This is a genomic window from Bacteriovorax sp. DB6_IX, assembly GCF_000447775.1.
Classification (GTDB): Bacteria; Bdellovibrionota; Bacteriovoracia; order Bacteriovoracales; family Bacteriovoracaceae; genus Halobacteriovorax_A.
In genome coordinates this window covers 1-12,376 of the sequence record NZ_AUNJ01000371.1, presented here as the reverse complement: position 1 = coordinate 12,376, position 12,376 = coordinate 1, and the positions used below count along the sequence as shown (strand labels likewise).

The following is a 12,376-nucleotide window of genomic DNA, read 5'->3' as shown; positions in this document are numbered from 1 at the left end:
ATAAACAGAGTTTACAAATATCAATGCGAAAAAGAATAATCTCATTACTTCTTCTCCAGTTCACATCCACTTGGAATATTTATATTTCTTACCCCAGATGTGTTGTTTTCGTGGTTAAAACTAACAGAAATAGGTTTTGAGCATCCTTCAACTAAGAACTTCATTCCGCTAAAAGACTTCTTCTCTGCTTTAATATTAACTTTATAGCGCTCTTGAAGATAATCTACCGCAGCTTCTTCTTTAGAACTTCCAAGACAGCTCTTTCCTTTAATTAGAGACTTCGTACACTTCTTTGGTATATAGCCAAAACGTCTATAAGTATTCGTTAAGTGTCTAACATTGATCTCCCAGTCTCGAGGGATATTATGCGGGTCCTTAAAACCTTGAAAGAGTCTTACAAAAGATCTTACGAGGTAGTAGATAGGACCAACTTTATAATTAAAATATGCCATCGAGTTTGAAACAGACTCAAAGTTAAGACGGCATGAGAAACAACCCGTTCTTTGGTCTGGATCGATATTATCGACTTCTGAAGCAGAATAAACATTAATCTGGTTCTCATCACTATGCGAGCACATTCCAACAGAGATACCAGCAAAATGATAGGCCTCATATCCGTAGTTCTTCTTACCAGTCAGTGAAACTGCACAAGGAGCACCAAGAAGTGGCCCAAAATCAGCGACGAGCTCCATTTGAACACTTTCTTTCTTATATTTCTTATCAAAGAGGATCTTGCCATCTTTAACCATCTTATTAAAAGATGTCACATGCCCAGGTCTCAAGCTCAGCTTCGTATAAATAACTCCAGGAGTAAAAGCACTCATGGCCGTTTGAGAGAGGTCAGAAACAAAGTTCGTCATAATTGACTTTTGCTTATACCAAGGATCATACACCTGACAGGCGACTCTTTCAGCATAAGGGTTGAAGAGTTCACTCGTTTTTGTTTTATTCTTGGCATTCCAGAAAGTAGAAGCATAGTAAGAAGCTCTTGAAACTTCTAAAATATGCTCATAGATTTTCTAATACAAGAACTAGGTGATTCACAAATAACAGCATTATTAGAACTAAAAGCTAAGTAAGTTTTAGAGTTCAGCGCCTTTAATTTTTCATCCTTCGTCGACTTAAGCTTCGACTTAGGCATAACCTTGTCTAGGTACCACTGAGAATAACCTGATTTATCAAGCTTAAAGCTATCATCCCAGATCTTCTTCTGGTCAACTGAGCGACAAAACTCACGAGTCGAGTCCATTAGGATTTCATAATCATCAAAGAGGGCCTCTAAACTTTGCCCATGGAAAATGAGATCAAGTGTATCTATAAATCCACTCTCTTTAATCAATGAAATATGCTTCTTTGCAAAACTAAAACTTTCGTGAGAGACCATTGCTGCTTCACTGCATAAGTAGTAAAGATCATTCTTCATTTCTTGAGTCGTAACACCCTTAGCATAGTACTTAACAAGATCATTTTTTAGGCGATGGACAGAAACCTTCTTATCAAGGATTGTGTAAAAGCTTAGAGCTGAAACAAGCTTATTCTTAATAAAGGCCTTGGTCTTACCAAAATTATCAAAAAGTGACTCAATCCACTGATCAGCATTTTCTCTTCTGGCCAAGTCAAGGATATCGGTATTGACTTCTGTAAATGGGTCATCAAGTAACTCATCTTGCGCTCCTTCAACAATTGGAGAAAGAACATCTAGATCGAGTGCATTTCTTCTAAAATCTCGTTTTCCCATCTCTCTAAGAACATTCTTAGCCAGATAGTCATTGCTACACTCTGGAGTATCAATACTCTTACAACCATTTGATGTGAATAGAATTGTTTCTGCGGCCTTAGAGTTTTTAAGAATTGTCTCATGGGAAGGATTAACGACTTTCACATATTGAAAGGCCCATGCCATGTAGAGTTTCATTGAGTTCCAATAATCGAAACCAATTTTCTTATTCCAGTATTTTTCATTAATTCCCTGAATATCAAATTGATATCCAGAAACCTTAAGATTTGTAAGTTCATCCTCTTGATCACATGAACCAAGATAGTCATTTGTATTCTTTAAGCTTTCGGCCATTTTTTGAAGAACTTCTCTATCTGGCTTAGTTCCAAATAAGTGGGCCTGCAAAGGAGAGAATTTCTTCAATTTAAAACAAGAAATTCTAGAGTTCCCATCAACTTTAGACTGATTAAAATAATTTTCTTCTGAATGGAAGTTATCAATCTTATAATTTTTAATGATCTTAGAAACAGGTGATTCATTAAGCTCACTATTTTTCCATAGTCTTTTTAAATAGTAATCAAGCTCCTTACAGTGCTTTTGCTCAAAACAACTCTTAATCATTGAGCTGTAGTAACTAGGAACATGATTTGAACTTTTAATAACAGGCAAAATTGGTAGCTGCCTCGTCATAAGTTTATGGTGAATCGTCTCAGTTAGATAAATCACCTTCTTTCTGAAACTTCTAATAACATCTTTCGTAACTTGATTTGAGTCTTGACCAGTAACTTTGGCCAAGCGATATGCGGCCTTTGCAGCAGTTGTATTATCCAGCATTAAGAAAGCTGACTTAGTAGGTAAAAGAGAATCCTTAGCACAACCGGCACGATTTCTTAGTTCAAGAGGATTCATATCGAGATCTAGCTCAGATAGACCCTTATCCCAGTAGTGAAAATCGCTACCAGCAAATACTGTAAGTGATAGAAATAAAAGGATAAATTTGTACATAAGCTCTTTTACTATAAGTTCGATCTCAATGAGATTTTTTGTAAAAAAAACAGGGAAAAACCAGTGATTTTTCCCTGTTTATGAAGATATTTTAACTATATTTATTTAGTACAACCTTTTACGTTGTTCATAATAGTTGTATAGAACATGATCATCGCTTCATCAGCTGGAGTGAAACCTCTTCTTGTTCCACCTTCATCAGTCATAAGTCCATACATATATCTGTTAACTGCATAGTAAACAGACTTAGGTACTTTAACAGTTTGAGTACATTTACCTTTAGAATATTTAACTTGGAATCCCCAGTTTAGTTGTCCACAAGTGTTACAAGCTCCATATCCATCAGTATAAATATTTACACCATCTTTTCCACCTGCTTGGAAACCATTTCCTTCTCCAACTCCAAAACTTACTTCGAATCCACCATAACGAGACTCCATTGAGTGAAGTGTACAAAGACCTTTGTCACAAGAAATTGCAGCGGCTCTATCAATTTCTAGAAGAATTGATTCATCAGAAAATCTGTCGAATACGAATTGATCTTCACCATCACCAAACATATCATCAATATCTGAAGCGAAAGCGAAAGAGCTAGTTAACAGTAAGAATACAAGTAATAGGTTTTTCATAAAAAAAAACAGGGAAAAAACCAGTGATTTTTCCCTGTTTATGAAGATATTTTAACTATATTTACTTTAGTACAACCTTTTACGTTGTTCATAATAGTTGTATAGAACATGATCATCGCTTCATCAGCTGGAGTGAAACCTCTTCTTGTTCCACCTTCATCAGTCATAAGTCCATACATATATCTGTTAACTGCATAGTAAACAGACTTAGGTACTTTAACAGTTTGAGTACATTTACCTTTAGAATATTTAACTTGGAATCCCCAGTTTAGTTGTCCACAAGTGTTACAAGCTCCATATCCATCAGTATAAATATTTACACCATCTTTTCCACCTGCTTGGAAACCATTTCCTTCTCCAACTCCAAAACTTACTTCGAATCCACCATAACGAGACTCCATTGAGTGAAGTGTACAAAGACCTTTGTCACAAGAAATTGCAGCGGCTCTATCAATTTCTAGAAGAATTGATTCATCAGAAAATCTGTCGAATACGAATTGATCTTCACCATCACCAAACATATCATCAATATCTGAAGCGAAAGCGAAAGAGCTAGTTAACAGTAAGAATACAAGTAATAGGTTTTTCATAATATCTCCTTAATTGGCTCCATTTCCATGAATCGGTCCACATGTTGAGTAACAGTTACCAACGTAATCATGTTGATGGATATCTCTAAATTCTTTATTGTCTTTACCGTGTTTAATATATTCTTTTAAATGATCCGAATCTCTGAATTCGAGTTGAGTACACTCATGGATCTTCTTCTTATTTACTGTTTGAAAAGGTTGACCAACAGTTACTGCGGCAATATGTGGCCCATAACTGTGATTTGTTCCATTATTACCACCTGGCCCACCGCCATTAGTGATTTCCTGAACATGACAGATACGAATCGGCCCATCATTTGGAATTGGCGTCTCAATATTAAGATTATTAAGAACTGTGATCTTCTTAAGATCCCAAGGTCTCATACGCTCTGGCTGTCTCTCCTCAAATGTTTGTCTCACAACGCAGAATTCTGCATTAGAAATAGAGAAATCGTAATTGGCGTAAGTCCCTAATTGAAATGGAACTTCAGGAGATGACTCAACTCGAACTAGAGAGTCATAGTTAAAATATCCATCAAAGTCATAATCACAAAAGAGGTGATACTTTGACTTAAGATCTGTGACTTCCGGATATGTCTGTCCATTATCAATATTAGAAATGATACTTGAAGAAAGCGAGAAGTCTAAATCATATTGTTGAGAACCTGTTGTATTCGTCCAACACATATCAACAAAGTATTCTCCATTCATTCTCTCTGAACCAAGATAGAAAGAAAGACCTCCCTCGGACTTGATTTTAGTCGTGGCAGGAGTATTTGTCGCGGCCATGAAACGATCTTGACCCGCTTGGATATTCTTTACCTCAGAAAGAGCTGAAAGATCTAAGAATGGATTATATGTCGACATTTCAACATTAAAATAATCAAAAACAAATTGGTTTACAAAACCTGAGCACATACAGTTCTTAGATTCACCACAACTTGCTACATAACGAGTCTCATCATTATCTCTTTGAATACAAATTGTCTCATTCGCATCTTTGTGTCTCATACCTGCATTACAAGCATAAGCGGCCTTAACATTTCTAAGACGACACTCCCCATAGTAATCCATTTCATGTTCAGCAAGGTGTCCATAAAGAGATGAGAAGCTAACACAAATCTCAACATAGTGAGGGTTAATTTCACTTCCAGCATGACAAACAACGGCCTTATAGTCAGGGCAATTAACTCTTGCTTGTACTTGTGCTGTAAGAATAAATATAAGAGCGATTAAATATTTCATTAAAAGTCAAAGTCCCCTAGATCAAGATCATCGTCTTCATCAGTATCTATACCACAGTTCACAACAGGGAAGTTGTAATTAGAAATATTTTTACTAGCAACGACATTAGATTTTCTCTGGAAAACAACATTTTCAAAAACTGGTTTTTCCTTAGTTCCACCAAGTTTAAAGCTAAGAGAAATCTTATTTTTCATTGAACCCTGTTTAACACATTTCCCATTGAAACAAGTTTGCTCAAAGTATGGTGGCCAAAAACTGTTTTTAAAAGTTAACTGAACAGATCTTAGAGCTTCTTTAACTCCTAAGAATCCATTACCAGTAAAAGAAATACCGTGAATTGTTCTAATTGAAGGTAGTTTCTCAATGTCATCAATAGTGTTGATAAGTGGGATTTCTCGAATGGCCGTCCCTTCTCTATTGATTTCACCAATTACATTATGCATAGTCACAAGTTTCTTCAATCTCCCTTTAAAAGAGAGGTAATTTAGCTCTTGATCTGAAAGATCTACTTCCAGTATATAATCACGACCAATCTCTAGAAGATTCTTTGGCAGCTTTACACCTGTACCATTGAGAATTCCCTGCCATTGTGCTGGAGCGACCCCACCATCAAACCAAGAAGTGACAAGTTCCTTTTTACTTCCTCTACCTTTTTCAAAGAGTGCGAAATCACCAACCACTGGTTGAGTGAAATCACAAGAGCTTGAGCATAGACCATCAAGGCATTTCCTCTCACATCTATTATCAACAAGAAATGGGAAATAAAGCTCATCATAAGATGATGCCGCTAAATACGCCTTAGGCTTAGCGAGATAAATATCTGGCATATTCCAACTCGTTGGCCATACAGGAATTTGCTCTCCACGATAAGCATTTGTCGCAAGAAGCTTTTCAGGTGCATTAACTGAAACACGTAAATTTGTTTGCTTAACAGCAGTAAGATCTGGTGAATAACCTGTTTCATCCCCTGCTGTGTAGATTGAAAGAACCCCAAGAGCATCCTGAAGAAGAATCTTATTTTCTTTGAAAGTTTCAAGACTATGACAGGCCTTATCAACATCAATAGTTAAAGATAGAGATGAATCCATATTCGGTTTCACAAAGCAAAATGGACCTTTAAAAGATGCTGCATACTTTGAGATACGAGTCACCTGACATCCCACTTGCTCTTCAGAAATATTGAGTCCTGCTTGAGAGAAGTCAGTAATACTAAAAGTAAGACATTTATTAATGAACTCACGTTTTTGAATTAGCCTCTTTCTTCTTTCAGATGAATCCTGAACTCTTTGATACTGGTTATTTTCAATTGTACATTGGTCACCAGAACCAGTAATTGCATCATTAATCGAGTAAGTTAAAAAGTCATCTGAGAGAATAAAGTTTTCTAATGCAACTGCAAACATTAAGTACTTATCTCTTTGAGCCGTTGAGATACAATTTTCTAAGCTAATATCTGGTCTATCATTAATAAGTCTTGTGTCATTATAAAAGAATGACTTGTTCTCCAATGGACTAATGGCCATATTTAATTGAAATGGAGTTGTCACAGACGTACATGCCAATGACTTAAGACTAAAGATGAATGTGATTAAAAATAATAGCTTTTTCATATATCTCACAAGTTTTAAAAGGTGTGCCCTGGCTTACACCAAGGCACTTATATAGAATTCAAATTATTCTTCTAGTGGCTCATTTACTGAAGAGTAAGTACAGATTCTAGCTTTTTGCTTCTTCCACTTTCTTACAGATTCAACACCAGTAGTGTTGCTTTCTTTGAAAGAGTATCTGAAGTAACAACCTTTTAGGTCTTCTTGAGTAGACTTGTTGATAAGTGTCTTAAGTTGACCGTCAGAGAAAGTTGTCCAAGCTGATTCATAGTTAAGAACTGGGTTTGTTTTCCCTTTTGCCTTACAGTAGATTGAACCTTTAACTAGTAGTCCAGAAAGGTTTTGGTAAGACTCAGATGAGTAAACATTATTAGCATTAACATTGTTGAAATCAAAAACTTGTCCAGCAAGATCAGAACCAAGGTCAGTTACAGTAACTCCACCTTTGATGGCCCAGTTAAGTTTGTCATTGTTGTTGTAAGAGTTTGGAGATGGGTAATCAATTTGAGTAGCTCTGAAACAGATATCTACGAAGTACTCAGCACCATATCTTTCTGACCCAAGAGCGAACTCTAGAGAAGTAAGTTGCTTAGCAAATTTAGTTGAGTCATTGAAAGCTCTTCTAAAGTTAGACTTTGAAGCTGTGTACTTTACAGATTGAACACCAGTCGCTGCTTCACCATTGTCAGTCCAGTTAGCATAACTAGCTTTAAAGTAATCTAGTCTGTACTCACCATCTTGAGAGATTGAAGTGTCACCAAGTCCACCACCAGTACAAACACAGTCACAGTTATCACCAGTTGTACAAGCTACAGCTGGAGAACATGCTTGAAGATCTTTTCTGTCATAACATACTCTTGCTGCTGGTTTTGCGTGCTTAAGACCTGCATCACAAGCATACATTGAGTTTCCTGATGAAGTTACATCAAATTTGAATGCTAAATTAACTGCGTTCGCTGAAACAGCAGTAAGTAGCATAAACATACCTACTAATAAATTTCTCATCCTTTCTCCTTACGTTCTAGTTGAGATTGAGTTTATTTTTGCAAATTTAATTTTGTAGAATCTATCTATCAAATAAATTGAATATAAAAAATTGGATGTGTCTAAATAGTGTAAGAACTACACAATGTCTATTGAAATTGTGAAAGGAAAATCATGATTAGAAACAGGAAGTTAGACCCTGAAGCTAAATGTGAATAAAAGGTTAACAAAAGCTCACAAAGCTACATAAATTTCATTTAACTGCTTTATTTCATCACGAATTTTTGCTGCGTCCTCAAAACGCAGCTCACGAGAGGCCACCTTCATCTCGGCCTTGAGATCAGTGATCCTCTTTTGAATTGAATGTGGGTCCATCTCGACCTTGACGGCCTTATTTGAGCGCTTCTTCTTATTTCCTCGAAGTGTCTCAATAACACCCCCACTCACTTCCTTAAGAATTGTCTGAGGTGTAATCCCATTCTTCTCATTATACTCATGTTGAATCTTGCGACGCCTAGCTGTTTCATCAATGGCCTTTTGCATACTACGAGTGATCTTATGGGCATAGAGATAAACACGCCCTTCGGAGTTTCTTGCGGCACGACCAATCGTTTGAATAAGTGATCTCTCAGAACGCAGGAAGCCTTCCTTGTCCGCATCGAGAATTCCAACTAATGAGACCTCCGGAATATCCAGCCCCTCTCTCAAAAGGTTAATTCCGACTAAGACATCAAACTCTCCCAGTCTCAGATCTCTAATAATCTCCATTCGCTCAAGCGTATCAATATCACTATGGAGATACTTTACCTTGACGCCAACACTTTGATAAAAGCTTGTTAACTCCTCTGCTAGCTTCTTTGTAAGAGTTGTAATAAGGACTCTTTCTCCTTTTTTAACAGTCTTCTTTACTTCAACAAGAAGATCATCAACTTGTGAGCTCGCATCTCGTACTTCAATGATTGGATCGAGAAGCCCTGTGGGACGGATAATCTGTTCTACATACTCTCCACCCGTGCGTTCAAGCTCATAATTTCCAGGAGTCGCAGAGACGTAGAGAACATCATCCATCTTTGATTCAAATTCTTGGAAATTTAAAGGCCTATTATCAAGAGCAGAAGGCAGTCTAAAACCATAATTGACGAGGTTTTCTTTTCTCGCCCTATCACCTCGATACATTCCTCCAACTTGAGAAACTGTAATATGGGACTCGTCAATAATGAGTAAGAAATTCTTTTTAAAATAATCAATAAGAGTTGGTGGAGGATCACCGGCCTTAGCTCCAGTCATATGGCGAGAATAGTTTTCAATCCCTGAACAAAACCCCATCTCTTCAAGCATCTCTAGATCAAGCATAGTTCTTTGTTCAAGTCTTTGTCTCTCAACGAGCTTCTCTTGCTCTTCTAATTCTTGGAGTCTCTCACGTAGTTCAACCTTAATGGTCTCAACCGCCTTATCTCTTTTTTCCTCACCAACAACATAGTGAGACTTGGGATAAATTGTGACTTTAGGTAAGCTTTGTAGAACTGTCCCTCTTAAGGGATCGACAATTGTGAGGTTTTCAATCTCATCATCAAAGAACTCTATTCTAATGACATTCGAATCTTCATGGGCCGGAAAAACTTCAACAATATCTCCACGCACTCTAAAACAACCTCTAACAAAGTCGATGTCATTTCTTTCATATTGAATGGCAACAAGATCTTTTAAGAATTCATCTCGATCTAGCGTATCCCCCGTAAAGAGAGTGCATTTTAAAGACTCATATTCATCTGGCGAACCAATACCGTAGATACAACTGACGGAGGCAATGATAATCACATCATCTCTTTCTAAGAGAGAGCGTGTGGCCGCGTGTCTAAGTTTATCAATTTCATCATTAACAGAAGAATCTTTTTCAATATAAGTATCAGTACCAGGAACATAGGCCTCTGGCTGATAGTAATCATAATATGAGACGAAGTATTCTACCGCATTATTAGGAAAGAACTCTTTGAATTCAGCATAGAGTTGAGCAGCGAGGGTTTTATTGTGAGCAAGAATAAGGGTCTTCTTGCCAAGTTTACTGATGAGATTGGCCATCGTAAATGTTTTACCAGAGCCAGTCACCCCAAGAAGTGTTTGCTGCTTTTCTCCATGGCTAAAGCCATGGAATAATTTCTTAATGGCCTCAGGTTGGTCACCACAAGGACTAAACTTGGATTGAAGATCAAAAACTCGGCTATTCTCAGATGATTTACTCATTATCTAAGAATAGCGGAGTTCTAACTTGGTGTCTATTTTTCGACTATAAAGGCAAGTATTTTTGATTTGTTTAGTTGCATATCAGGGAAGTCGAAACTCTTAACTTCTGAAACAAACTTTCCTGTTGATGGGTCTCTAAATTTGATATGGTGAAGTTGATTTGTCTCGAAAAGACCCTTCTTTGTGACCAACATGCGAATATCATCAACATGAACTCGACCCGCTCCAGTCACTTCCCCCAGCTTCACTTCTAATCCCATGGCCAAAAGCTTTTGCTTGGTATAGTTATTGGCCTCAAGAATATTTTCAACTTGTCTTCCTGCTCCTGTAACTTCTCCGGCCTCAAGTGGCCCAGAAAAGAAAGCAATAAGAAGTAGTATAATCATGGCTCCTAATTTACTCATTGTAACACCCCTGTGTTTTCTGATTCCACTGTCTCATGTCCTAATCTTAGAGTGTCACACAGATCAAGAGTAAAGAATGGAATATCTCCTTCGTAGAAAGGAGAATTCATGATGGCATGAATTTTCTTGATGGCCTCTTTTTGAATCTCTTTTATTTTTCTAATACCATCTTCATTAATTGTCTCACTCATTGAGTAGAATAAGTTCTGCCCTTTTCCTACTTGGTGAGGCTTATAATATTTTACTAATTCTGGTAAATGAGACGCGGCCACAGAGACATCTAATGAGAAATTCTTTTCACTAGCATGTATGCGTCCGGCCTCTTCAAATACCAGTCCTTTTTCAAGAAGATATTGAAGTTTGTCGACACCAAGTTTACCAAAAGTATAATTAATATCGACGATATCTGTTCCCTTTCTATTAGCAGCTAACTTATAGATAAAGTATGTGATCTGATCTTTTAGAATATCATTGAGATCTAATTTATAGTGTGTGTCTATCTCATCTAAGAAATTTCCAAAGGACTCTTGAAGGTATTCTCTAATTGATCCATCATAAGCTTTCACTAATCGATCTAAGCGTTTCTCATTTGTTAAAGCACTAACGATATTTAAGACCGTATGTGGGGCAGGATCGTTCTTCACAGTTCCTGCCTTAATACGTCTTAAAGTTGTCGCAGCTACTCCACTCTTTAATGAAAAGCATTGATGCTCATATGAGGATACTTTGTAAAATAATCTTCAACGACAGCTTTCAACTGATAACTAACGCTCATTAACCCCTCTCTCTGGTCATGAAGTCATAAGTTGAAATTACGGCCTTTAGAAATAAAAATCACTACCCTTGTCTAAAAAAGGCCCCATTCGAGGCCTAATGTTAGAAAGTGACAGAAAGAATCAGTTACTTCCTAAATATCTCTCTCAAAAATGGCACCATTTCTAGCGCCAACGACGTGTTCTTCCTAATTCACAAGTATCTCTTTCAAGATCCCAAGTCCCACCAATAGCACGACATTTCTGGATGTTACGACGTGTTTGATTGTCAATACGACCTGGTCTCGTCGGTCTTGTTGGACGTGTCGGTCTGTCATAATCATCTCCCCCTGTTTGTCGTCCACAATCTTCAAACTCTAACTTTAGCTTGAACTTTCCTGAGACATCATTTGAATCTAAGACCAGTGATGCAGCTGGCAGATCATCGATATGGGCCCCATATTGTGGGTTTAATATTTCTGCTTTGATGTCATTTTTTACTGCAATCTCAACATCTTTTGAGCTGTCATAACAAGATTGGTTCACATCAATAACTTTTTGCTTTGAAACTTCAAGGTCTTTATCAAAAGCTCGGCTCCCCCATTGCTTTTTAAAGAGGATGTCTGACTTTCTTTGAGTTTGCCCATATCCCTGCTTCCAAGAAAGCAGACGACTATCAATATCAACAAGGGTTCCCTCATCACCAAAAGCAAAACCTCTATAGTCATTTTTAAATTTAACTTTTACCAACCTCTTTGCTTGTGGCACTTTTACTTTAAAAGACATCACACATCTTTTTAGCTGCCTTGTCTGAACGACAGAATCAAAGTCATTAAAGTCGAACTCTTTTCAAAAGGAACTTCAACGCTGAGATCGTCAAAGAGTATAGAGACTTCTTTTCCATCAGGAGAAAAAACCTTTGAAAAAGTTCTGGCTGACAACCACTTCCTTTTAGCTCAACCCCTGAAAACGATCCTAAGGCACTTAAAGTGGCAAATAAAGACATTCCTGTGACAACAGTTTTTAACATATTCATCATCCCTCCCAGACTGAATAAGATCTCTTAATTCAGTTTTAGCGGCCCAAAAGAATTCTTAAAATGTAAAAGACTAAAAACGTGCAGTATCTGCGCCACTTGGGATTAAATCAAAGCTAAGTCCCCTAGATTATATAAATCATCGCCACTGGTGCACCACGTGGCG

At 37.2% G+C, this 12,376-nt stretch carries 12 protein-coding genes; all 12 read right to left on the bottom strand.

Features of this window, described 5'->3' with window-relative positions; genetic code table 11:
* Positions 1-44 precede the first annotated feature (44 nt).
* The 12 genes from M901_RS11710 to M901_RS11655 all read right to left on the bottom strand — a co-directional run bounded on the left by M901_RS11710 (position 45) and on the right by M901_RS11655 (position 12,210).
* On the bottom strand, positions 45-860 hold the full coding sequence (locus tag M901_RS11710; RefSeq protein ID WP_157679975.1) for a hypothetical protein: 816 nt from the start codon (positions 858-860) through the stop codon (positions 45-47).
* A 137-nt stretch (positions 861-997) separates the two neighbouring features.
* The gene (locus M901_RS11705; RefSeq protein ID WP_021278402.1) at positions 998-2,722 is read right to left on the bottom strand and encodes a hypothetical protein; all 1,725 of its coding nucleotides are present in this window, start codon (positions 2,720-2,722) and stop codon (positions 998-1,000) included.
* Positions 2,723-2,823: 101 nt separating this feature from the next.
* The gene (locus M901_RS11700) at positions 2,824-3,351 is read right to left on the bottom strand and encodes a hypothetical protein (RefSeq protein WP_021278411.1); all 528 of its coding nucleotides are present in this window, start codon (positions 3,349-3,351) and stop codon (positions 2,824-2,826) included.
* Between the two features lie 38 nt (positions 3,352-3,389).
* The gene (locus tag M901_RS16635) at positions 3,390-3,941 is read right to left on the bottom strand and encodes a hypothetical protein (protein ID WP_021278405.1); all 552 of its coding nucleotides are present in this window, start codon (positions 3,939-3,941) and stop codon (positions 3,390-3,392) included.
* Between the two features lie 9 nt (positions 3,942-3,950).
* Positions 3,951-5,186 carry a hypothetical protein gene (locus tag M901_RS11690; RefSeq protein WP_021278409.1) on the bottom strand — a complete coding sequence of 412 codons (1,236 nt, stop codon included), beginning with the start codon at positions 5,184-5,186 and terminating at the stop codon, positions 3,951-3,953.
* The gene (locus M901_RS11685) at positions 5,186-6,796 is read right to left on the bottom strand and encodes a hypothetical protein (protein WP_021278403.1); all 1,611 of its coding nucleotides are present in this window, start codon (positions 6,794-6,796) and stop codon (positions 5,186-5,188) included. Before M901_RS11685 ends, M901_RS11690 begins: the two co-directional genes overlap by 1 nt.
* A 63-nt stretch (positions 6,797-6,859) precedes the next feature.
* Positions 6,860-7,798 carry a hypothetical protein gene (locus M901_RS11680; RefSeq protein WP_021278410.1) on the bottom strand — a complete coding sequence of 313 codons (939 nt, stop codon included), beginning with the start codon at positions 7,796-7,798 and terminating at the stop codon, positions 6,860-6,862.
* Positions 7,799-8,011: 213 nt separating this feature from the next.
* Positions 8,012-10,018 carry an excinuclease ABC subunit UvrB gene (gene uvrB, locus M901_RS11675; protein WP_021278401.1) on the bottom strand — a complete coding sequence of 669 codons (2,007 nt, stop codon included), beginning with the start codon at positions 10,016-10,018 and terminating at the stop codon, positions 8,012-8,014.
* A gap of 32 nt (positions 10,019-10,050) precedes the next feature.
* Positions 10,051-10,422, bottom strand: coding sequence for a hypothetical protein (locus tag M901_RS11670; RefSeq protein ID WP_034721937.1), 372 nt, complete (start codon positions 10,420-10,422; stop codon positions 10,051-10,053).
* Positions 10,419-11,066 (bottom strand): hypothetical protein, encoded by a 648-nt coding sequence (locus tag M901_RS11665; RefSeq protein WP_021278408.1) that lies wholly within the window; start codon positions 11,064-11,066, stop codon positions 10,419-10,421. Before M901_RS11665 ends, M901_RS11670 begins: the two co-directional genes overlap by 4 nt.
* Before the next feature lie 294 nt (positions 11,067-11,360).
* Positions 11,361-11,960 carry a hypothetical protein gene (locus tag M901_RS11660; protein WP_021278407.1) on the bottom strand — a complete coding sequence of 200 codons (600 nt, stop codon included), beginning with the start codon at positions 11,958-11,960 and terminating at the stop codon, positions 11,361-11,363.
* A gap of 46 nt (positions 11,961-12,006) precedes the next feature.
* Positions 12,007-12,210, bottom strand: a complete 204-nt coding sequence (locus M901_RS11655; RefSeq protein WP_021278406.1) for a hypothetical protein — start codon at positions 12,208-12,210, stop codon at positions 12,007-12,009.
* Between the last annotated feature and the right edge of the window lie 166 nt (positions 12,211-12,376).